Annotated in this window: 15 protein-coding genes and 1 CRISPR repeat array (1 of these 16 cut by a window edge); of the genes, 9 read left to right on the forward strand and 6 right to left on the reverse strand. The window is 64.0% G+C overall.

Translation table 11 applies throughout. The features are described from left to right. Nucleotides 1-123 precede the first annotated feature (123 nt). From EXE47_RS08865 to EXE47_RS08885, 5 genes are all read right to left on the reverse strand, one after another. On the reverse strand, nucleotides 124-1,440 hold the full coding sequence (locus EXE47_RS08865) for an FAD-binding oxidoreductase (RefSeq protein WP_199237870.1): 1,317 nt from the start codon (nucleotides 1,438-1,440) through the stop codon (nucleotides 124-126). A 3-nt stretch (nucleotides 1,441-1,443) separates the two neighbouring features. Beyond that, nucleotides 1,444-2,772, reverse strand: coding sequence for an aspartate aminotransferase family protein (locus tag EXE47_RS08870; RefSeq protein ID WP_049933020.1), 1,329 nt, complete (start codon nucleotides 2,770-2,772; stop codon nucleotides 1,444-1,446). Nucleotides 2,773-2,774: 2 nt separating this feature from the next. After that, the gene (locus EXE47_RS08875) at nucleotides 2,775-4,160 is read right to left on the reverse strand and encodes an aspartate aminotransferase family protein (RefSeq protein ID WP_137708166.1); all 1,386 of its coding nucleotides are present in this window, start codon (nucleotides 4,158-4,160) and stop codon (nucleotides 2,775-2,777) included. 78 nt (nucleotides 4,161-4,238) lie between these two features. Continuing rightward, nucleotides 4,239-5,129 carry a dimethylarginine dimethylaminohydrolase family protein gene (locus EXE47_RS08880; RefSeq protein WP_094582891.1) on the reverse strand — a complete coding sequence of 297 codons (891 nt, stop codon included), beginning with the start codon at nucleotides 5,127-5,129 and terminating at the stop codon, nucleotides 4,239-4,241. Then, nucleotides 5,126-5,578 carry an Lrp/AsnC family transcriptional regulator gene (locus tag EXE47_RS08885; protein WP_008443091.1) on the reverse strand — a complete coding sequence of 151 codons (453 nt, stop codon included), beginning with the start codon at nucleotides 5,576-5,578 and terminating at the stop codon, nucleotides 5,126-5,128. The genes EXE47_RS08880 and EXE47_RS08885 overlap by 4 nt, the downstream gene beginning before the upstream one ends. 178 nt (nucleotides 5,579-5,756) lie before the next feature. Between EXE47_RS08885 and EXE47_RS08890 the strand changes: the two genes are divergently transcribed. From EXE47_RS08890 to EXE47_RS08930, 9 genes are all read left to right on the forward strand, one after another. Continuing rightward, nucleotides 5,757-6,767, forward strand: coding sequence for an ABC transporter permease (locus EXE47_RS08890; RefSeq protein ID WP_049933017.1), 1,011 nt, complete (start codon nucleotides 5,757-5,759; stop codon nucleotides 6,765-6,767). Next, entirely contained in the window at nucleotides 6,767-7,594 is an 828-nt protein-coding gene (locus EXE47_RS08895) for an ABC transporter permease (RefSeq protein WP_049933016.1), read from the forward strand. The genes EXE47_RS08890 and EXE47_RS08895 overlap by 1 nt, the downstream gene beginning before the upstream one ends. Nucleotides 7,595-7,685: 91 nt before the next feature. After that, complete coding sequence (locus EXE47_RS08900) at nucleotides 7,686-8,864, forward strand: spermidine/putrescine ABC transporter substrate-binding protein (RefSeq protein WP_049933015.1); 1,179 nt, start codon at nucleotides 7,686-7,688, stop codon at nucleotides 8,862-8,864. Nucleotides 8,865-8,867: 3 nt separating this feature from the next. Then, nucleotides 8,868-10,001 (forward strand): ABC transporter ATP-binding protein, encoded by a 1,134-nt coding sequence (locus EXE47_RS08905; RefSeq protein ID WP_049933014.1) that lies wholly within the window; start codon nucleotides 8,868-8,870, stop codon nucleotides 9,999-10,001. Between the two features lie 118 nt (nucleotides 10,002-10,119). Then, the gene (locus tag EXE47_RS08910) at nucleotides 10,120-11,628 is read left to right on the forward strand and encodes an aldehyde dehydrogenase (protein ID WP_049933013.1); all 1,509 of its coding nucleotides are present in this window, start codon (nucleotides 10,120-10,122) and stop codon (nucleotides 11,626-11,628) included. Nucleotides 11,629-11,783: 155 nt separating this feature from the next. Further along, a complete protein-coding gene (locus tag EXE47_RS08915; protein WP_049933012.1) occupies nucleotides 11,784-13,211 on the forward strand; it encodes an aldehyde dehydrogenase in 1,428 nt (475 codons plus the stop codon). Then, entirely contained in the window at nucleotides 13,208-14,344 is a 1,137-nt protein-coding gene (locus EXE47_RS08920) for a saccharopine dehydrogenase family protein (RefSeq protein WP_049933011.1), read from the forward strand. The genes EXE47_RS08915 and EXE47_RS08920 overlap by 4 nt, the downstream gene beginning before the upstream one ends. Continuing rightward, the gene (locus EXE47_RS08925; protein ID WP_241997566.1) at nucleotides 14,341-15,849 is read left to right on the forward strand and encodes a CoA-acylating methylmalonate-semialdehyde dehydrogenase; all 1,509 of its coding nucleotides are present in this window, start codon (nucleotides 14,341-14,343) and stop codon (nucleotides 15,847-15,849) included. Before EXE47_RS08920 ends, EXE47_RS08925 begins: the two co-directional genes overlap by 4 nt. A gap of 4 nt (nucleotides 15,850-15,853) precedes the next feature. Beyond that, entirely contained in the window at nucleotides 15,854-17,419 is a 1,566-nt protein-coding gene (locus EXE47_RS08930; protein WP_199237871.1) for an amidohydrolase, read from the forward strand. Nucleotides 17,420-17,601: 182 nt separating this feature from the next. On the opposite strand, the gene EXE47_RS08935 is transcribed toward EXE47_RS08930, so the two are convergent. Then, a complete protein-coding gene (locus EXE47_RS08935; protein WP_137708168.1) occupies nucleotides 17,602-18,168 on the reverse strand; it encodes a sugar O-acetyltransferase in 567 nt (188 codons plus the stop codon). A 539-nt stretch (nucleotides 18,169-18,707) separates the two neighbouring features. Continuing rightward, nucleotides 18,708-22,203: a CRISPR direct-repeat array (repeat unit 30 nt; unit sequence GCTTCAACCCCACGAGGGTTCGTCTGAAAC); it runs 73 nt beyond the window's last position.

Below are 22,203 nucleotides of genomic sequence, written 5' to 3' on the forward strand. Positions count from 1 at the left end.
CGTCGGTCCGCAAGATCGACCGTAGGGACGTACCCGCCGCGGTTCGAAAGCTTTCCGCGTGAGTCGGTCGGGGCTGTGGAAACCCTTCTCTTGACTGGAACCGTGCCGAATACGAAGCGCCGGTCACTCGCCACCGGCGCTGATGCTGCGGAATTCGAAATCGGTCGAGCAGATGTCGAACCGCGAGAGACAGAACGGCGCTGCTGGGATCGGTGGGTCTTCGCCCATTACATGCGCACGGACGAGCGCGCCGGCGACGGGGGCCGTCATGACGCCTCGGCCGTGAAACCCGGTGGCGACGACGAGCCCGGCGGGGGCGTCGCTCGGCGCGTCGATGATCGGACGCGTGTCCGGCGTGGCACCGTCGATCCCGGCCCATCCGTCCACGACGCGGAGCGCCCCCTCGGTCCCGAGGAATCGGGGCACGAGAGCGGCGACGTGGTCTCGGAAGGCCTCGTCCGCGTCCCGGCTCGCGGCCGCGGGGTCGGATTCGGCGAACGACCAGCCCCCGATGAGAAGGTCCCCATTCTCCTCGCGGCGGAAGTAGACGTGTTCGCCCGGGATCCACCCCATCGGAAACGATGCGCCGAGCGACGACTCGGGCCGCAACACGAGACACTGCGTCCGATAGGGCCGAACGGGAACCCGGAGGTACGGAGCCAGCAGCTGCGGCGTCCGCCAGCCGGCCGCGACGACGACCGCCTCGGCCGCCACCGTCCCGTGGTCCGTCTCGACCCCGCGGACCGATGTCTCCGTCTCGGTCTCCGCTTCCGCGTCCGTGTCGCCCTTCGCGGGTTCTCCCTCCGCGGCCGAATCACGGAGCTCTGCTCCACTCGTTCGCCCCTCCACGACGAGGTCCGTCACGTTGACCCCGGTCTCGAACCGCGCGCCGTGGTCCGCTCCGTCCGCGCGCAGCGTCGTCGCGAGCGTGTACGGGTCGAGGTGACCCGTGTCCGTGAACCGCACTGCGCCGACGAACTCCGAGGCGTCGATCCGGGGCCACCGCTCCTCGACGGCGGCGGCCTCCAGAAACGCCACGTTGACGCCGTCGTCCCGGAGGCGGTCGACGCGCGCTCTCGCGGCTTCCTCCCGGTCGGCCGTGACGAGCTCGACGCTCGGTGTTTCGGTGTACTCGAAGGCTCTGGTTCCGTCGTACGCTCGAAAGAAGTCGTTCGCGTGCGCGGCGATCTCCGGGTGGTCCGTGTAGGAGGGCGTCATCGTCACCTCACCGGCCGCTCGGGCGGTCGCACCGCCGGCGATCTGGTCGCGCTCGAGAACGAGCACGTCGTGGTCCGGGGCCAGCTCGCGCGCGGCGGCACAGCCGATCACGCCGCCGCCGACGACCACGACGCGCGGGCCGTCAGTGTTCGCGCCCTCGCGGAACGCGGGCGGTATCGTTTCCGACCCAGCCTCGCCGTCGGGGCAGTTCCCGGACGACATGGATTACGCGACCGCCTGAAGGCCGGACTCGAGCGCGTCGACCGCCCGTTCGAGTTCGTCTCGCTCGATGGTGAGCGGCGGCTGGAAGCGGAGGACGTTCTTGTGGTAGCCGCCGACGCCGATCAGGACGTTGTGCTCGTCGCGCATGTGTTCGCGGACGGCGGTCGCGGCCTCCTTCGCGGGCGTTCGGTCCGCGTCCGCGACGAGTTCAACGCCGTACATGAGGCCGAGACCGCGCGTCTGACCCACCGAGTCGTAGTGCTCTTCCAGCTCCGTGAGACGCGATTCGAGCCATGAGCCCTGTCTGTTTGCGTTCTCGACGATCCCGTCCTCCAACCGGTCGATGTTGGCGAGCGCGGCCGCGCAGCAGACGGGATTACCGCCAAACGTCGAGAGATGATCGCCTGCCTCGAAGCTATCAGCGATCTCCGCGGGCGCCGTGAACGCGCCGAGCGGGAGTCCGTCCGCGATTCCTTTCGCCTGTGGCATAATATCGGGGACCACTTCGAACTGTTCACTGGCAAACATCGTGCCGGTTCGCCCGTATCCGGTCTGTACCTCGTCGACGATGAGTAGCCCGCCGTTGTCGTGCGTGATCTCTTTCACGCGCCGCAGCCAGCCTTCCGGCGGGACGATGATCCCGCCCTCGCCCATGACGGGCTCGATGATGACGGCGGCCAAATCTCCGGAAGTGTGAGTGCCGATGACGCGCTCGAGCTCGTCCGCGCAGTCGCTTGAACACGTCCCGTCGCAACGGTCACAGCGGTACGCGTACGGCGGGGGCGCGTGAGTGACGTCGTTGATCGTCGGTGCCATCCCCCGCTTGTATGCGCTGTTTCCGGTGAGCGCGAGGCTGCCGAGCGTCCGGCCGTGAAACGCCATCTCTAGAGCGACGACTTCCTTGTTGCCTGTGTGTTTGCGCGCAAGCTTCACCGCGCCCTCGACGGCCTCGGTTCCCGAGTTACAGAAGAAGGTCTTCTGGAGGTCTCCCGGCGTGATCTCGGCGATGCGTTCGGCGAGCTCGCCGACCGGCGCGTTCCTGTGGACGTACGAACAGGTGTGGATGAGCCGGTCGAGTTGATCCTTCGCCGCGTCGACGACCGCGGGGTCGTTGTGTCCGGCGTTCGTCACCGAAATCCCGGCGAACACGTCGAGGTACTCCTCGCCCTCCGGCGTCGTCATCGTCGTGTCCGAGGCCCGGTCGACGGCGAACGAATCGTATCCTTTCGCGATCGGCATCACGTACTCGTCGTACTGCGATCTGACGGTGTCGCTCGACGGACCGTCACCGGCCGACTCGCGCGTCACCGAGGGGTCGGACTGGTTCGACATTGTCACTCGTACTGGTGGTCGACCGCGCGGAAGGCGTCCTCCGCGACCTCCAGCGCGTGATCGATCTGCTCGTCGGTGTGGGTGTATGTGGTGAAGAACCGCTCTCCCTGTAGCGGGTTCCCGAAGAGGACGCCGTCGGCTGCGGCCTCGAGCCACCAGTCGGCGAACTGGTCGGTGTTCGCGTGCCACGTGTCGCGGTACGAGTGGATGTCGTGATCGGTCATGTACACCTGCCCCATCGAGCCGATATGCTCGACGTTAACCGCAAGTCCGGCGTCGTCGGCGACCTCCTGAAGCCCGCTGAACAGCCTGTCGCCGAGGCGGTCGATGTGCTCGTATACGTCGCGCTCGTCGAGGATCTCCAGCGTCTTCAGCCCGGCTGCGGCCGCGACCGGGTGTCCGTTGTACGTCCCGCCGTGGAACGCGGAGGAGTTCCACTTGGAGGCCTCCTTCTTTTTTGGCGGGATGATCTCCTCCATGATGTCCCGCCGCCCGCCGAACCCGGCAACTTGGTAGCCGGCGCCGGCAGCCTTCGCGAAGGTCGTCATGTCCGGCGTGACGCCGAACCGGCCCTGCGCGGACTGCGGGCCCAGCCGGAAGCCGGTCATCACTTCGTCCCAGATGAGGACGATGTCAAGCTCCTCCGTCAGGTCGCGGAGGAACTCGTGGTAGCCGTCGCGGGGCTTGAGGCAGCCGCACGAGAACATCACCGGCTCGATGATCACGGCGGCCATGTCGTCAGCGTGCTTCCGCAGGATCCGCTCGGTCGCCTCCTTGTCGTTGAAGGGGAACGCGACGACCGTCTCGCTCACCGCGTCGGGGATGCCCGTCCCGTACGACACCGTGTTCGGCTCCTCCTCGGGACCGAGCGCCTCCTCGCTGGCATAGACGCTCTGTAGCGCATAGTCGTGTGCGCCCGCGTACCCGCCCTCGGGCTTGGCGATCTTTTCTTTTCCGGTGTACGACCGCGCGACGCGGAGCGCGTGCATCGTCGCCTCCGTGCCGCTGTTCGCCATCCGAACCGACTCGATGGAGGGGACCATCTCGCAGACCTTCTCCATGAACTCGATGGCGACCGGCTGCGGCGTCGCGGTCAGGTCGCTCTTCTCGACCTGTCGTTTGACGGCGTCTTTGACCTCGGGATGACCGTGTCCGAGGATGATCGGACCGAGCGCAAGGAGGAAGTCCAAGTACTCGTTGTCGTCCATGTCATAGACGTACGAGCCGTCCGTCTCTTCGAGATAGAACGGGTACGGGTCGAACGAACGGACGTTCGACTCGACACCGAGCGGCGTTACGTTTGACGCTCGCCGGTGAAACTCCCGGCTCTTCGACGTTTTCTCTTCCAACGGGCGTGCGTGGTCGCGCTCCTTGTCACCGAGGCTCATCGCAATAGATGATGAAGCGGCGGGAAATAAATCTTTGGCAAATACAATTAGAAGCCGAAATAGATACGGCAATTCGAGTTACTCGCCGGTAACAGTTCGGGACAAGGGGAGCACGAGTCCCTTCGGACCGCCGCCGGCCTTCCTGATCTCCCGGAGCGACAGCTCGATGACGTGGAATCCCCGATCCGTGAGCGCGGCGCGGACCCGGTGGTTCCCGGAGGGGAGGAGCACAGTCCCGGGGTCGACGACGATGGTGCTCGTCGCGCGGTTGCGCTGTTCGCGCATCGGGACGGAGACCGTCTCAATACCGCGATCGTGAAGCATGTCGAGGAACTCCGGCGGAACCGCCTCGGAGTAGACGAGCGCGAGATCGGGTGCGACCATGCTGAACACCAAGGCGAGATGCGTCTGTCCGGTGCTCTCCGTGCTGCCGAAGATCGGCACCTCGATCACCTCGACTCCGAACGTCTCCAGGACGGTCCGAACCTGTCGGATCCCGGCCGCGTTGGTGGTCTGCGACCGACCGATCGCCACGGTGTCGCGGTCGATCCACACCATGTTCCCGGCCTCGAAGCCGCCGTCGCCGTGAACGGTATGATAGATCGGCGCCCCCAGTTCGGTCATTCGCTCGGAGAGCCGGCGCTCCTCGCCGTGCCGGGTCTCCTCGACCATCTTGCCGACCACGATTCCGCCGCCGATCGCGAACCCCACGTCCCGGACGAAGAGCGACTCGGCGAGGCTCTGCGTCACGCCCTCGAGCGTGAGCACCTCCACGCCGTTCGACTCCAGCTCCTCCACGAGCGACCGGTGCTCCTTCGCGGCCTTCTCCTGACGCGGCAGCCCATCCCAGTTCCACGCGTCCGGATCGACGACCGAGTTGAACTCGTCGCCGGGCTCGTGAACCAGGGCCTGCTCGAGTGAGCCGTACTCCGACCTGGCCGACGGTTCGAGCCCCCAGATGTCGTTCATTCGTCTATCCGCAGCGTGTGTTCCTCCTTCACGCTCCGGAGCGCCATGTCCGTGGCGGTGCTCTCGACGCCCTCGTACTGGCCGATCTCCCTCAGCAGGTCGGTCATCTCCTGCCGGTCGGCGATGCGGACTTTCAACAGCAGATCCGCGTCGCCGGTGACCTCGTGTATCTCTTGGATCGGCGTCACCTCGACGAGGCGTTCTGCGACCTCCGACGACCGGCCGGCCATCGTCTCGACACGGATAAAGCCGACCTCGTTGCGTCCGAGGAGTTCCGGGTCGAGTACGGCGCGGTAATCCCGGATGTACCCCTCCTCCTCCAGTGCCTTCGTCCGCTCGTGGATCGTCGCCGTCCCCATGTCGAGCCGGCGTGCGATCTCGGAGAGGGCCGCCCTCCCGTCAACCTGAAGTATGGCGAGGATCTTCCGGTCGACCTCGTCGATGTCCATGAGCGTGGATTCAGTGGCCGGATGCCTATGTGTTTTGTTTGGCTGCACGCCTCTATTCGCTGTTAGGGGGTCGAATAACATAATATTTCCTTAGTCCCGTCTCTCTTCGTATGTTTATCTGTAAGTATCGGGTTTGCCCAAACATATTTCATGTGGGGTGTGGTACGCCAACGAGAGAATGGGACGTGATAGCAACAATCAGGCGTCGGGCATCGACGCGCAACTGGTTCAGAGGGTCCGTCGGAACCAGTGGACCGGTGCGATCGTCAATCTCTCACCGAGCGCGTTCTGGCTCGGCGTGTTCTTCCTCGCACCGCTCGCCGTGATGTTCTTCTTCAGCTTCGGGGAACGGGGGGCGTTCGGCGAAGTCCTCCTCGCCGCGGAGAACCTCGGACTACAGCAGTACCGTCGGTTCTTCATCCCGGAAGACACCTCGATCCTCGTCGCGCTCTGGGCGACGGTCGCGTGGCTGATCGAGACGGTAGTCCCCGGAATCGAGACGCTCTCGGCGACGCAGCCGACGCCGTACGTCAGGCTGTTGTTCAAAAGCATCGGCTACGGGTCCCTCGCGACGGTGGTCTCCTTCGCCGTCGGCTACCCGATGGCCTACTATATCGGTCACATTGCCCCCGAAAGATACCAGAACCTCTTGATCGTGCTCGTCATCCTTCCGTTCTGGGCCTCGTTTCTCGTCCGGATCTACGCCATTCAGCTGCTGTTGTCGGCCAACAGCGTGCTAATGAGCGCGCTTGCGGTCCTCCCGTTCGTTGAACAGGGAGCCTCGCTGATGTACTCGCAGTTTGCGGTCCTCTTGGGACTCGTCTACATCTGGATCCCCTTTATGATCCTCCCGGTGTATTCGAGTATCGAGGAGATCGATTTCACGCTCCAAGAAGCCGCGATGGACCTCGGAGCGGACCGTTTCGAAGCGTTCTATCACGTCATCTTCCCGCAGTCGAAACCGGGCGTCATGGCGGGGAGCGTCCTTGTGTTCATCCCGAGCGCGGGCGCATACGTCATCCCGGAACTGCTCGGCGGCACCGACAGTCAGATGATCGGGAACTTCATTGCGTCTCAATTCGGCTCCGCCGGCAACTGGCCGCTTGGAGCCGCGGGCGCGTTCGTTCTCATGGGGGTCATGCTACTCAGCATCGCCGCGTACCAGCGCGGCGGGGGTGAGCTCGGATGATGGGCGCGTTCCGTCGAGCGCGCGCAGCCCTGTTCGAGCGGGGGGCCGGGCTCTTGGTAGCCCAGACGGCGTTCGTCTATCTGTTCCTCTACCTGCCGATCGCGGTGTTGATCACGCTCTCGTTCAACGACTCGCGGTACGCGGTCGTCTGGCAGGGGTTCACGACGAAGTGGTATACCGCGCTGTTACAGGGCGAGACAGTCGCTCGAGTCGATCCGACCGCGGCGTGGAACGCGCTCCTCAATTCGGTCGAGATCGCCGTGGCGATGGTCGTTATCAGTACTGTGTTCGGTACGATGCTGGCGTTCGCCCTCGACCGGTACGACTTCCCCGGCAAGCGGCTGTTCACCGGCGTCGTGTTCATGCCGATCATCATCCCGAGCATCGTGATGGGGATCTCGCTGCTGTTGTTCTTCAACATCGCCGGGATACAACTGGGGACCGGAACAGCAATAATCGGCCACGTCGCTTTCGGCATCAGCTTCGTCGCGGTCGTCGTCGCGGCGCGATTACAGACCTTCGATCAGACGATGGAAGAGGCGGCCATGGACCTCGGTGCCAACGAACTCGAGACGCTCCGGTTCGTGACGCTCCCGATGATCAAGCCGGGGATCTTCGCGGGCGCGCTACTCGCGTTCGCCATGAGCTTCGACGACTACGTGGTCACCTTCTTTATCATCGGACAGGAGAACACGCTCCCGATCTTCTTCTTCGGGATGGTCCGGCAGGGAATCTCTCCCGGAGTCAACGTCGTCGCGGCGCTGATCATCGTCGTCACGATGGCTCTGGTCGCCGTCGCTCAATGGTTTCAGGGCCCGACGTGGTGAGTTCTGTGAAATATATCCGACTGGACGTATGATCTCCCGAAATATTTATGGTCTGTTGTGGAAGTTGGAGAAAAAGAGACATTGACAACCCATGTCACAACAGCAATCCACAAGTGATCGGCGTACATTCCTGCGGACCACCGGTGCCGTCTCAACGGCCGGACTCGTCGGACTCGCGGGATGTAGCGGCAACTCCGGGAGTGACGGCAACTCCGGGAGTGACGGTAGCGACGGTGGGAGCGGAGACGACGGCGGCGGTGGGAGCGGCGGTAACGGAGAGATCGAAGACGAGCTTCGCGTCTTCCAGTGGGGCGACTACTGGCCCGACGGTTTCATCAGCGGTTTCGAGGAGGAGTACGACGTATCCGTTTCCGTCTCGCTGTACTCCTCGAACGAGGAGATGTTCAACGCGCTGAACGCCGGCGGAACCGGTCAGTACGACCTAATCTTCCCGAGCGACTACATGGTCAACGTCCTGAACGAGCAGGGCATGATCCAGCCGCTCAACCTCGACGCCCTGCCGAACTTCGAGAACCTCTCCGAGAAATTCCGGGAGGCGCCGTACGATCCGGGCGAGGACCGCTTCTCCGTTCCCTACCAGTGGGGAACGTCCGGGATCGCGTACAACGAGGAGATGGTCGGCGACATCGAGGTCAACTCGTGGGAGACCATGTGGAACGAGGATTTCTCGGGGCAGATGTCGATGCTCGACGACGTCCGCGAGGCGATGGGCGCGGCGTTGAAATACCTCGGCTACTCCCTCAATACGACGGAGGAGTCCGAGGTCGAGGAGGCGAAGGAGTTACTGATGGAGCAGAAGGACCTCCTCTCGACGTACGACTCGTCGGACTTCCCGACGAACCTGATCAACGAACAGCTCAGCCCGGTCCACGCATGGTCCGGCGGCGCGTTCCAAGCGTACTGGGAGACGTTCGAGGACGGCAGCTCCCCCGTCAACTACGTCATTCCGGAGGAAGGCGGGGTCGTGTGGGTCGACACCGCAGCGATAACCACAGAGGCAGAGAACGTCAACGCGGCGCACGCGTTCATCAACCACTTCCTAGACGCCGAAGTCGGGGCCGAGATCACGAACTACACGTACTACGGGAGCCCCAACGAGGCCGCCGAAGAGTACATCCTCGACGAGATTCTCAACAACGAGTCTATCTACCCTGACGACGAGACGATGAGCAACCTCGAATACATCCAGAACATCGGTCAGGCGACGACCATGTACAGCAACGCCTGGCAAGAGATCAAGAGCGCCTGAGGAATGACGGATTACGACGTCCGGCTGGAGGGCGTGACGAAGCGGTTCGACGACGTGGTCGCCGTTAATGATGTCGATCTGCGGGTCGAGTCTGGGAAGTTCCTCACCCTGCTCGGACCGAGCGGGTGCGGGAAGACGACGCTGCTCCGCTGTATCGACGGCTTCGAGACGCCGACAGAAGGCGCAGTGTACATCAAAGACGAGGACGTGACGAACGTTCCGCCCTTCGAACGTAACACCAGCATGGTGTTTCAGTCGTATGCGCTGTTCCCGCACATGACCGTCGGCGAGAACGTTGCGTTCGGTCTTCAGATGCAAGGGGTCGACGGCAGCGGCGAGACCGGACGCGGCGGGGTCGGCCAGGCGGTCAAGCGCCTCGTTCGGAGGGGTTCCAACGAGGAGATCGAGTCTCGCGTCGAGGAGATGCTCGAACTCGTGGAGCTGCCCGGGACCAAGGACCGGCAGATCAGCGAGCTCTCCGGCGGCCAACAGCAGCGCATCGCGCTAGCGCGGGCGCTGATCACGGAGCCGGCCGTGCTCCTGCTCGACGAGCCGCTCGGGGCGCTCGATCTGAAGCTCCGGCAGAACATGCAGGTCGAGCTGAAAAACCTGCAGGAAGAGCTGAACACGACGTTCATCTACGTCACCCACGATCAGGAGGAGGCGCTCACGATGAGCGACCAGATCGCGGTGATGAACGACGGACACGTCGAGCAGCTCGGCACTGCCACCGAGATCTACGAGGAGCCCGCGACGGAGTTCGTCGCGGACTTCATTGGTGAAACGAATCTCGTCCGCGGTGATTACTCCGACACTGCCGACGGAGCGGCCATCGACCGAAACGGCCGCACGTATGTCGTTCCGTCGAATCCGGAGGCCGACGCGACAGCTGGGTTCGCGGTCCGGCCCGAGAAGATCCGGATCGGCGATGAGGCCGCCGGGCTCGACAACAGCTTCCGGGCGACGATCATCGACGAGATCTACAAGGGGAACCTCGGCAAGTTCGTCGTTGAACTGGACGACGGCGGACGGTTCACCGTCGACATGCAGATACGGGACCAGGGGTCGTACCTCCAGACGGGAGAGACGGTTCAGATCGGCTGGGCGGCGGAGAACAGCGTGGTACTCACCGAGTAGACGAGAGTCCGAGAGACACCGATCTCGCGTTCGCGCTGACCGACGATCGTGCGAATGTCCAGCGAGACGACTCCGGCGAACGGACCGGGACGATACGAACGACAACCGAAGCACAATCATGAATTTCACAGGCACGATTCGAGACCGACACGAACAGGCGCACGAAGAGATCGCGACCCTTGATTTCGGCGCGTACATCGATGGGAAGACCCGACCGGCGAGCGACGGAGAGACGTTCGAACCGACGGATCCCTCGATCGACGAGCCGATCACGACGGTCGCGCAGTGCGGCACCGCGGACGTCGAGGACGCCGTCGCGGCAGCCGACACGGCGTACGAGGACGGCTGGGGAGCGATGGACGCGGGTGACCGGGCCGAGCTGATTCGGACGTGGGTCGACGAACTGCGGGACAACGTCGACGAGCTCGCGCTGCTACAGACGTTGGAGGTCGGGAAGCCACTCGCGTACGCGAAGGCGGACATAGAGAACGGTCTCGACTTCTTCGAGTACTACGCGAACGTCTCGGTCGCCCAAGAGGGCGAATACGTTCCTACGGGGGCGGATTCCCACGCGTATGTCCGCCAAGAGCCGTACGGCGTGACGGGACAGATCCTCCCGTGGAACTACCCGATTCTCCTGATGGGGTGGAAAGTCGGGGCGGCGCTCGCGGCCGGTAACACGACGGTCGTCAAACCGCCGAGTCCGGCGCCGCTGTCCGTGATCCGCGCTGCGCAGCTGGCGGACGACGTCCTGCCCGAAGGCGTGTTGAACGTCGTCCCGGGCTCCGGAGGCGACGTGGGCGAACCGATCATCGACCATCCCAATGTGGGAAAGGTGTCGTTCACGGGGTCAGTCCCGGTCGGGCAGTCGATCATGCGGACCGCGGCGGACTCCGTGACGCCCGTCACGCTCGAGCTCGGGGGTAAGAACCCCTTCATCGTCTTCCCCGACGCCGACATCGACGAGGCGGCCGCGAACGCCGCGACCGGCGGGATGTACAACGCCGGGCAGTCCTGCGACTCGGCGACGCGGATCCTCGTCCACGAGGACGTGAAAGACGAGTTCGTCGACGCGTATCTGGAGGAGCTCTCCGGTTGGGAACCCGGCGACCCCCTCGAAGAAGGAACAACGATGGGACCGTTGGCCTACGAGGGCCACCGGCAGAGCGTCGACGACTACGTGGACGTGGGCTGCGAGGAGGGGGCAAGCGTTCTCCGCGGCGGCGAGGCCCCGGACGGTGACGAGTACGCCGACGGCGCCTTCTACCAGCCGACCGTCTTCGACGACGTCGAGCCGGGTATGCGAATCGGTCAGGAGGAGGTGTTCGGACCGGTTCAGTTCCTCATGACGTTCTCGGACTACGAGGAGGCGATCGAGATCGCGAACGACGTCGACTACGGACTCACCGCGGGGATCGCGACCGAGAACCCGTCTGTGGCCCATCGGGCGGCCGCGGACGTGGAGGCGGGAAGCGTCTGGGTCAACCAGTACTTCGGGACGGTCCCGGGGACGCCCTTCGGCGGGTTCAAGCAGTCTGGATTCGGCCGGGAGTGCGCCCAGCAGGCGCTCGAAGAGCACACCCGATCGAAGTCAGTCAACGTCGCGCTCGACGATCCGCCGTACTGACCCCGTCGAAAGCGGCTGACTACATCCGGTGAGAACCGATTACCCGTTGGTATTCCTCCTTAGCTCGGGTTTGGCCGAATATACTTCGGCTACATGGCGGTTATCGAGAAAGATTTTTTATGGGGGTTGTTGTATGGCCACCGAGGACACGACACATGCGCCAACTGTACATCGATGGAGAGTGGGTCGGCTCCCAGTCGTCGGCCGAGATCGATGTCGTCTCTCCCGTCTCGGGGGAGATCATCGACACGGTCCCGCAAGCAAACGGGCGGGACGTGGCGTCCGCGGTCGACGCCGCCCGTCGGGCCCAGACGGAGCTCGAGGAAATGACCGCCTTCGAGCGCGCGGAGGTACTCGACGAGGTGACGGACTACTTCGAGGAGCACGAAGACGAGATCGCGGAGGGGATCACCGAAGAGGAGGGGAAGCCCCTCCACGAGTCCTACGAGGAGACCGAGTATGTCATCGAGTCCAGCGAGGACTACGCGCACGACGCCATCCGGCTGTTCGGCGACGTCGTCCCCTCCGAGTGGCGTGACAAGTTCGCGTACACGCAGCGCGAGCCGTATGGGCCGTGTGCCGTTATCTCCCCGTGGAACTTCCCGCTGGAGATTCCGGGCGGAAGCATTTACTCCGCCATCGCGACGGCCAACCCGGTCGTGTTCAAGCCGCCGGAGGAGACGCCGCTGACGGCGTACCACATCGCGGAGGCGTTCGCGCAGTCCAGTCTCCCTGACGGCGCGTTCAACCTCGTCACCGGTGACGGCGAGACCGGCGCTTCGCTCGTCGCCAACGACGACATCCGCCTGATCGCGTTCACCGGCAGCAGTGCGGTCGGACAGGAGATCGCGAAGACCGCGGCCGAGCGCAACGCCCAGTGCCTGCTGGAGCTCGGCGGGAAGGACCCGATCGTCGTTCTCGACGACGCGGACGTGGAGCACGCGGCCAATAGCATCGTCTCGGGCAGCAACTGGAACGCGGGACAGGTCTGCTGCGCGACGGAGCGCGTCATCGCGACCGAGGGCGTCCACGACGAGCTCGTCGACGCCATAGTGGAGCGGACAGAGGACCTCGTGCTCGGGGATCCCTTTGAGGACGGAGTCGATGTCGGACCGATGATCTCCGAGCGGATCCAGTCGAAGGCGCGTGCGCACTTCGACGACGCCGTAGAACGCGGTGCGACGGTCAGGACCGGGGGCGAGACAGACGGGCTGTTCTTCGCACCGGCCGTCCTCGACGACGTGACCGAGGAGATGGCAGTCGCCACCGAGGAGACGTTCGGCCCGGTGACGCCGGTCATCACTGCGTCCTCGTACGAGGAGGCGATCGAGATAGCGAACCGTTCGCCGTACGGGCTTCAGGCGGCGGTTTTCACCGATTCGCTGGAACGCGCCCACGACGCTGCGAACCGCATCAAGGCGGGGGGCGTGTTCATCAACGAGACGAACAACTACTGGGAACGACTGCTCCCGTTCGGCGGCTACGGCGAGAGCGGTTCCGGCGGGCGGTACGGCAGTAAGTGGCACTTAGAAGCTATGACACAAGTGAAATCTGTAATGATGAACTACGGAGGAGCGGAATGAAAGTCGTCGCGCTGGGCGGTTGCGGCGCGATGGGTCGAGCAACGTCGTGGGAACTCGCCGAAAACGAGGCGATCGACGACCTCCTCATCGCGGACGCGGACATCGACTCCGCGGACGAGTTCGCCGCCGAACTACCGGGCGACGTCGAGACGGCGCGTGTCGACGTGACCGACCACGAGAGCGTGGTCGAAACGATCGCCGACGCCGACGTGGTCGCCAACGCCCTCCCGTACGCGTTTAACGTCGCGGTGATGGAGGCGTGTCTCGACGCGGACTGTCACTACCTCGACCTCGGCGGGCTGTACCACAAGACGCAGGACCAGTTGGAATACGACGATCAGTTCGCCGAGGCCGGACTGACCGCCGTCCTCGGAATGGGTGCGAGCCCGGGGCTGACGAACGTCGCGACCGCGATGGGCGCGAGTCACCTCGACGAGGTCGAATCGATCCACATCCGCACCGGCGCGCGCGGCGGCGGCGAGGGGTTCGCCTACTCCGCGAAGACGATCCTCGACGAGCTGACGATGGACCCCGTCGTCTATGAAGACGGCGAGTATCGGACGCTCGATCCGCTCTCCGGCCGCGAGACGTACACCATGCCGTCCCCGGTCGGCGAGGTGGAGGGGTTCCACAGCATCCACTCGGAGCTGGCAACGATGCCGACCACCTTCCCCGGCGTCGAGGACGTCGACTTCCGCGTCGCGTTCTCCCCGGACCTCGTCAACATCTGTGACGTGCTCATCGGGCTGAACCTCACCAGCGAAGAGCCCGTGGAGTACAAGGGCGTCGAGACCTCGCCCCGCGAGTTCCTCGACTGGCACCTCGATCGGCAGCCGAAGCCCGGTCCGGCGGAGGAGTGGAAATCGTTCCGCGTGGACGTCGCCGGGACGGAGGACGGCGAACACGCCCAGTACCGGTACTCGACCGTGGTCGAGTCGCGACTCGACGACTGGGGTCTGAAGGCGACCGCGGTCTGGACGGGCGTCCCGATGGGCATCGCGGCGGTGCTCGTCGGGCAGGGCGACGTGACCGGAGCGGGCGCGAAGCCGCCCGAGGAGCTGTTCGATCCAGAGCAGTTCATCGACGAGCTCGCGGAGCGCGAGATCGTGATCGAGGGGGAGCAGATCGAATGAGCGTCGACGGAACCAGCGAGCGGGAAGCCACCGACCTGTACGACCTCCTCGACCGGCCGATCGCGAACTACGTCGACGGCGAGTGGACGCGCCCAAGCGGCGGCCTCGCCGAGACGGTCGTCGATCCGGCGACCGGTGAGGCGCTTGGTGACACTCCGATCAGCACCGAGTCCGACGTCGACGCCGCGGTGAAACGGGCGGGCGAGGCGTTCGAGGAATGGCGGCAGACGCCGGTCGAAGAGCGCATTCAGCCGCTGTTCCGGTTCAAGTCGCTACTGGAGGAGCACCAAACGGAGATCGCGGAGCTGCTCGTCCGCGAGCACGGGAAAACGAAGGGGGAGGCCGAAGGCGAGCTCCGCCGCGGAATCGAGAACGTCGAGGTCGCCTGCGGCGCGCCAACGCTGCTGCAGGGCGGGCACCTCCAGCACGCCGCGCCGGGGATAGACGAGACGGCGGTCCGCCATCCCCTCGGGGTGTTCACGGCGATCACGCCGTTCAACTTCCCCGGCATGATCCCGCTGTGGTTCCTCCCGTACGCGGTCGCGTGCGGGAACGCGTTCGTGCTCAAGCCGAGCGAGCGAACGCCGTACACCGCGATCGCGCTGTTCGAACTGCTCGAACGCGCCGGCTTCCCGGACGGCGTCGTCTCACTGGTTCACGGCGGCCCGGACACGGTGAACGGGCTGTTGGCGCACGACGACGTGGTCGGGGCCTCGTTCGTCGGGAGCACGGGCGTCGCGAAGCACGTCTACGAGACGGCGGCCGCGAACGGTAAGCGCGTGCAGGCGCAGGGCGGCGCGAAGAACCACGTCATCGTGAGCGACGCGGCGGACCTGTCGTACGCCGCCAAGAAGACCGTGAGTTCGGCGTTCGCCAACACCGGACAGCGCTGTCTGGCGAACCCGGTCGCGGTCGTCCACGACGACGTGTACGACGAGTTCGCGGAGCTCGTCGTCGACCGGGCCGCGGCACAGACCGTCGGCAACGGCCTCGACGAGGGCGTCGACATCGGGCCGGTCGTCTCCAACGAGGCGAAAGCCCGGATCGAGTCCGCCATCGAGACCGGCGTCGAGGAGGGCGCGGAACTGTTGCTCGACGGGCGCGAGCAGGCCGCCTCCGACGAGGGGTGCTTCCTCGCACCCTCGGTCTTCGGTGAGGTGACGCCGGAGATGACAATCGCGACCGAGGAGCTGTTCGGACCGGTGCTGGCGCTGATTCGGGCCGGCGATCTGGACGAGGCGATCGACATCGCCAACCGGAGCCGCTACGGCAACGCCGCCTCCGTCTTCACGAACCGCGGCGACGAGGCGGCGACATGCCGCCACGAGCTCGAGGCGGGGAACGTCGGTATCAACGTCGGCACCGCGGCGCCGATGGCCTTCTTCCACTTCGGGGGGCAGAAGGACTCCTTCTTCGGCGACCTGCATGCGCAGGCCGAGGACGTCGTCCGGTTCTACACCGACGAGACCGTGTACATCGAGCGCTGGCCGGACGGCGAGGAGTAGTCCCGTGACCGAGCTCCTCCTGCGCGGCGGCGCCGTGCACACGTTCGACGACGACCGGACGGTGGCCGAGGCGGTCCTGTTCCGCGACGGGCATGTCGCCGCGGTCGGTGATACGGAGACCGTTGAGGCGACCGCGACCGACCCGCGGATCGTCGACCTGGACGGTCGGGTCGTCCTCCCGGGGTTCAATGACGCGCACACGCACTTGCTGTCGGTCGGGATCGATCGGCTCGAGACCGACCTCGCCGGCGCGGACGACCGCGCGGAGGCGCTCTCGATGCTCCGGGAGAACGCGACGGCGACGGAGCCCGGCGAGTGGGTGCTCGGCTACAACTTCGACGAGACGACGTGGCCCGACGACGACGGACACCTCACCCGAACCGATCTGGACGCGGTGAGCGAGGAACACCCCGTCGCGGCGATGCGCGTCGACGGACACGCCGCGGCCGTCAACGGTCCCGCGGTCGACCGAGTTGACCTCGACGGCGTGGAACGCGATGTGAAGCGTGACGACAGCGGGGAGCCGACGGGCGTGCTCGTGGAGGACGCCGCCGGTCGCGTGAAGCAGGCGACGTACCCGCGCGGCGAGAAGGCCCGCCGCGCGCTCGCGGCGGCGACGGAGCGAGCGCACGAGCTCGGCGTCACGTCGGTCCAGAACATGTCAGGACTTACCGCGCCACAGGAGTTCGGGAGCCCGATCCATGCGGCGTTCTTCGGCGCGTGGCGAGACGACGAGCTAGGGCTTCGGGTGACGTTTTACGTCCACTCCGGGAAGGCGGAGTCGCTGTCTGACCTCGAGATCGCGTCCGGGTTCGGCGACGATTGGCTCCGGATCGGCGGGCTCAAGACGTTCTCCGACGGCTCTCTCGGCGCGCGAACGGGGAAGATCTCCGGGACGTACGTCGACGACCCCGACAACGACGGGACGATGGTGACGACCGAGTCCGAGCTCTCCGAGTTGTTCCGGACCGCGGCGCGAGCCGACCAGCAGATCGCCACGCACGCGCTCGGCGACGTGGCGATCGACACTGTACTCGACTGTTACGAGGCGGTGCTCGACGACTACCGCGTACCGGATCCGAGACTCCGGATCGAACACGTGGAACTGGCCACCGACGCGGCGATAGACCGGATGGCGGAGCTCGGGATCGTCGCGAGCATGCAGCCGAACTTCCTCCAGTGGGCCGGCAAGGGCGGGATCTACGAGACCGTCATCGGGAGCGAGGCCCGCGGCGGCAACAACCGTTTCCGTAGCGTGCGGGACGCCGGCGTCCCCCTCGCGTTCGGCAGCGACACGATGCCGATCGGACCGCTCCACGGCATCCACCACGCGGTCAACGCGCCACACGACACGCAGCGCCTCTCCGTCGACGAGGCGATCGCGGCGTATACGCGGGACGCGGCGTACGCGGAGTTCACCGAAGCGGAGAAGGGAACACTCGAGCCCGGTAAGCTCGCTGACGCGGTCGTGCTCGGCGCGGACCCGTTCGCCGAGCCGGAGTCGATTGCGGACATTGACGTGGATCTCACGGTCGTTGACGGCGAAATTGTACACGAAGACCCGGGGTAGCCGAGGCAGGGTCGGTTTTCCGGCCGGAAGTCAGTACGAACGCCGTTCCAGGCGTGGAACGCGCCGACAGCACTCGGTTGCGTGACTCAGTATAGACGGTACTCGTCGAGAAGCTCGTTGACGATCCACACGGTGGATCTCTCAGTTCGGTTTCGGTCGGCAGAACCCCTGTCCGCCGGGGACTATTGGGTTGCCTCGAGGTTCTTCACAACTGTGGCGGGATTCCCCTGTACGACGACATCGTCGGGCACATCTTCCGTCACGACAGCCCCGGATGCAACTACGACGTTGTCACCGACCGTTACGCCGGGATTGAGAACCGCCTGCCCACCGATCCAGACGTTATCACTGATCGTGACGGGCTTGGCATACTCTTGACCCGTGATCCGCTCGTCCGCGTCGAGCGGATGAGTCGCGGTGTAGATGTGCGCGCCCGGGCCGATCAGACAGTTCCGTCCGATATCCACCCGACACTCGTCTAATATCACGCAGTCGAAGTTCGCGTAGAAGTCTTCGTCCACGTGGATGTTGTATCCGTAGTCACAGCGGAACGGCGGCTCGACGTAACACTCCTCACCGAGCGACCCGAACAACTCCTCTAACAGATCCCGTTGTTCCTCGGCGTCGTCCGCCATCGTTCGGTTATATCGTCTCGTGAGCTTGCGGGCGCGCTCCCGTTCGGACAGGAGTTCGGGTGTGTCGGCGTCGTACAGGTCTCCGTTCAGCATCTTCTCTTTCTCGCTGTCCATAACGGCGAGTGGTTACCAACTCAGATAGGTATTCTGGCCCTCGTTCCGGAACTCCGACGAGGAGTGACACAGCCCCTGCGATCACGACTCGAAGTCCCTTTATTTGCCACGTATCCAAGCGTTAATCACACAGAGGTACAAGACAGAAGCCCGTGATTTCAGTCGTGGGTCACTGACGACCACCTCGAGACTGAGAGTCAGCGATCGCAGCCTGACGCGACCACAAGACCGCCGCGCTCGTGGGACTCACCGACGAGTTCGACGTTCGTGCCGTCGCTACGCCGCGGCTCACTCCGTCGCCGCATCGGGGAAGGTAACCGAACCAGGAGTAGCACAGAACTTGTCTGTGCGGTTTTTGGGGTACTGAATCCCGATAAGCGCTCTTTTAGCCCACCTAATTTCAAATATCCTATCAGAACTACGGTGGGCAAATGAGCGATAGGCCGTAGTACCACGTTTCGGGCTTGCGGCCCCTATCTCGACATGTAGGGCTCTTCTGAAACCGGATCGAACATGTGGGGGAGCTCGACATCTTGCTCGCTTCAACCCCACGAGGGTTCGTCTGGAACACGATCGACCGCGACCCGGTGCGGTTCCCGGCCGACGCTTCAACCCCACGAGGGTACGTCTGAAACGCCGAGGAGTTAGCAGAGGAGGCCGGCATCTCCGAGCTTCAACCCCACGAGGGTACGTCTGAAACGTCGCACGTCGGGACCTCTCTGATTACTACCCTGACGCTTCAACCCCACGAGGGTTCGTCTGAAACGGGCTCTCGAACATCACGACCGAGCCGGGCGACCGGCTTCAACCCCACGAGGGTTCGTCTGAAACCACGCTGGCGTCGCTCCCGGATACCGTGACGGTGCCCGCTTCAACCCCACGAGGGTTCGTCTGAAACGCCTCGAACTCCAGGACTACGCGGCGCTCGTCCAGGCGCTTCAACCCCACGAGGGTTCGTCTGAAACCCGCCGTTGGCACATCCACCGTGGTCCCGCCGATCCGCTTCAACCCCACGAGGGTTCGTCTGAAACTCGGCATCGACATGGCCGCGTGGACTGACAACCTGCTTCAACCCCACGAGGGTTCGTCTGAAACGACGGCGTCGGGATTCTCGACGTTGCGGTCCTTCGCGCTTCAACCCCACGAGGGTTCGTCTGAAACGCGCACCTTGGCGAGCGAGCTCAGGGACACGTCGAGCTTCAACCCCACGAGGGTTCGTCTGAAACGCGCACCTTGGCGAGCGAGCTCAGGGACACGTCGAGCTTCAACCCCACGAGGGTTCGTCTGAAACTCACGACCACGCATGAGCACGACGGAGGACACGATGAGCTTCAACCCCACGAGGGTTCGTCTGAAACCATCTTCAGTGGGGATGTCACCGGCACCGTATTGCGCTTCAACCCCACGAGGGTTCGTCTGAAACCCGATAACCCTTTCAAACTGGTTGCGAATATGCGTGCTTCAACCCCACGAGGGTTCGTCTGAAACTTCGCCTGTTCTTTGAGAATCCCGAGTGCCTGCCGGCTTCAACCCCACGAGGGTTCGTCTGAAACCGTCGAGCGAGTCGTCCAGCCCCAACTCCCGCCGAGCTTCAACCCCACGAGGGTTCGTCTGAAACTCGGCGCGCGTCGCGGTCCATGCGACGGTCCACACCGCTTCAACCCCACGAGGGTTCGTCTGAAACCGCGGATCGTGTGCGGGCTCGTTCCGAACTCGAAGCTTCAACCCCACGAGGGTTCGTCTGAAACCGATGACAACGCGCTCGTCGCGAACCAAGAGGTCGAGCTTCAACCCCACGAGGGTTCGTCTGAAACTTGCGGCTCCCTCCCGCGAATGTCCCGCTCCGCGGTGCTTCAACCCCACGAGGGTTCGTCTGAAACCCTTGGACACAGTATCAGAACAATCATTTGACACGGTGCTTCAACCCCACGAGGGTTCGTCTGAAACGTGAGAGCCATGTCTCACGCGTGGCGCGTCACCCCCGCTTCAACCCCACGAGGGTTCGTCTGAAACGATCGGTTGGATGCGGAAGTCAATCGTCTGCGTCGAGCTTCAACCCCACGAGGGTTCGTCTGAAACCGAGAAGTTGCCGCGAGAGTCGCCGCCCCCGGCTCCGCTTCAACCCCACGAGGGTTCGTCTGAAACGACCCCGACGAGGGGAATTGGCAGTTTGGTAGCAACGCTTCAACCCCACGAGGGTTCGTCTGAAACACGCTATCGAGTCGCTCGTTCCCTTGGAGGACTATCAGCTTCAACCCCACGAGGGTTCGTCTGAAACTCGTGACGGTGTCTTGTAGCGACGACGCGCCGCCGCTTCAACCCCACGAGGGTTCGTCTGAAACCTAGGGCCCCGTACCGGCCGACCTTCGAGGAGTCGCTTCAACCCCACGAGGGTTCGTCTGAAACAAGGGTTGAATCCCTTTGTGGTAGACTTTTGCGAAGCGCTTCAACCCCACGAGGGTTCGTCTGAAACACGCGAGCCGCTCAATGTCGCGGCGCGAGCTGCTGGCGCTTCAACCCCACGAGGGTTCGTCTGAAACCCGCGGGTCCTCCTCCAGACACTCGCCGAGACGCTCGCTTCAACCCCACGAGGGTTCGTCTGAAACTCTTGTCCCGTTGTCTCTGTCCCGTCACGCGTTACTGCTTCAACCCCACGAGGGTTCGTCTGAAACCGAGGCCCGCGAGGAACTGATGAGGAACTGGACGCTTCAACCCCACGAGGGTTCGTCTGAAACCAGAGACAGGAAGCGTCACTCTCGAAGGAACCGGTGCTTCAACCCCACGAGGGTTCGTCTGAAACGAACTAGCAAAGCAAGCACCAACTCACCTGAATTCGCTTCAACCCCACGAGGGTTCGTCTGAAACGCAAGATAAGTCGCCTTTTAGCCCATATTGTCAATAGCTTCAACCCCACGAGGGTTCGTCTGAAACGATCTGGACGATCCGACCGACGAAGAGATCGAGGAGCTTCAACCCCACGAGGGTTCGTCTGAAACTCGACGATCGAGTTGGCAGAGGTCGCCGACAAGCCGCTTCAACCCCACGAGGGTTCGTCTGAAACATCGCGCGTCGACGACGACAGTGGCCCACCGAACCCGCTTCAACCCCACGAGGGTTCGTCTGAAACGCCTTGTGATACGGCAGCCCCCAGTGCATCAGCGTGCTTCAACCCCACGAGGGTTCGTCTGAAACGCCGCTGTTTGCTGGTGTCCGGGATCGTGAACTCGCTTCAACCCCACGAGGGTTCGTCTGAAACCGGCGTCGTCGACGTCGCCGACGAGCTCGTTCAGGAGCTTCAACCCCACGAGGGTTCGTCTGAAACCGCGGGCCATCTGGTTCCAGACGCCGCCCTCCGTGCTTCAACCCCACGAGGGTTCGTCTGAAACAGCTCCGAACGGTCCGTCTGAGGTTATTGATTATGCGCTTCAACCCCACGAGGGTTCGTCTGAAACCTCGTTACCCTCCTCGTCAGTCGCCTCGATCACCGTGCTTCAACCCCACGAGGGTTCGTCTGAAACGCGAGGAGAGTCGGCCCCCACGTCGAGGCGAATCCGGCTTCAACCCCACGAGGGTTCGTCTGAAACCCTGGTTCGCGACGAGCGCGTCCTCCTCGAATTGGACGCTTCAACCCCACGAGGGTTCGTCTGAAACCAGATCTCTTAGAGAGCCCCACGTTCAGGAAGTGGCTTCAACCCCACGAGGGTTCGTCTGAAACCATAGGTGTGTGTCGCCGTTCCGTCCCGGCGACGCTTCAACCCCACGAGGGTTCGTCTGAAACTCACGTTGTTGTTGTATTGTTCGCTTAGATTAGATAGCTTCAACCCCACGAGGGTTCGTCTGAAACTCGGGCCGCCGACGGCAACCGTCACGTACTGCCAGCTTCAACCCCACGAGGGTTCGTCTGAAACCATCCCCGCCGATATGTGTCGTCGAGGTCGCTTCGTCGCTTCAACCCCACGAGGGTTCGTCTGAAACCTGTGGATTTTGAGATAAGCGTTGAATACGATATTAGCTTCAACCCCACGAGGGTTCGTC

The organism is Halorubrum sp. GN12_10-3_MGM, assembly GCF_005435235.1.
Taxonomy (GTDB): domain Archaea; phylum Halobacteriota; class Halobacteria; order Halobacteriales; family Haloferacaceae; genus Halorubrum; species Halorubrum ezzemoulense.

Bases quoted from the DNA above. Each gene is read 5' to 3' on its own strand.
- EXE47_RS08865 (WP_199237870.1), bottom strand. From the start codon at position 1,440: ATGTCGTCCGGGAACTGCCCCGACGGCGAGGCTGGGTCGGAAACGATA.
- EXE47_RS08885 (WP_008443091.1), bottom strand. From the start codon at position 5,578: ATGGACATCGACGAGGTCGACCGGAAGATCCTCGCCATACTTCAGGTT.
- EXE47_RS08900 (WP_049933015.1), top strand. From the start codon at position 7,686: ATGTCACAACAGCAATCCACAAGTGATCGGCGTACATTCCTGCGGACC.
- EXE47_RS08890 (WP_049933017.1), top strand. From the start codon at position 5,757: ATGGGACGTGATAGCAACAATCAGGCGTCGGGCATCGACGCGCAACTG.
- EXE47_RS08925 (WP_241997566.1), top strand. From the start codon at position 14,341: ATGAGCGTCGACGGAACCAGCGAGCGGGAAGCCACCGACCTGTACGAC.
- EXE47_RS08875 (WP_137708166.1), bottom strand. From the start codon at position 4,160: ATGAGCCTCGGTGACAAGGAGCGCGACCACGCACGCCCGTTGGAAGAG.
- EXE47_RS08935 (WP_137708168.1), bottom strand. From the start codon at position 18,168: ATGGACAGCGAGAAAGAGAAGATGCTGAACGGAGACCTGTACGACGCC.
- EXE47_RS08880 (WP_094582891.1), bottom strand. From the start codon at position 5,129: ATGAACGACATCTGGGGGCTCGAACCGTCGGCCAGGTCGGAGTACGGC.
- EXE47_RS08905 (WP_049933014.1), top strand. From the start codon at position 8,868: ATGACGGATTACGACGTCCGGCTGGAGGGCGTGACGAAGCGGTTCGAC.
- EXE47_RS08895 (WP_049933016.1), top strand. From the start codon at position 6,767: ATGGGCGCGTTCCGTCGAGCGCGCGCAGCCCTGTTCGAGCGGGGGGCC.
- EXE47_RS08915 (WP_049933012.1), top strand. From the start codon at position 11,784: ATGCGCCAACTGTACATCGATGGAGAGTGGGTCGGCTCCCAGTCGTCG.
- EXE47_RS08910 (WP_049933013.1), top strand. From the start codon at position 10,120: ATGAATTTCACAGGCACGATTCGAGACCGACACGAACAGGCGCACGAA.
- EXE47_RS08870 (WP_049933020.1), bottom strand. From the start codon at position 2,772: ATGTCGAACCAGTCCGACCCCTCGGTGACGCGCGAGTCGGCCGGTGAC.
- EXE47_RS08920 (WP_049933011.1), top strand. From the start codon at position 13,208: ATGAAAGTCGTCGCGCTGGGCGGTTGCGGCGCGATGGGTCGAGCAACG.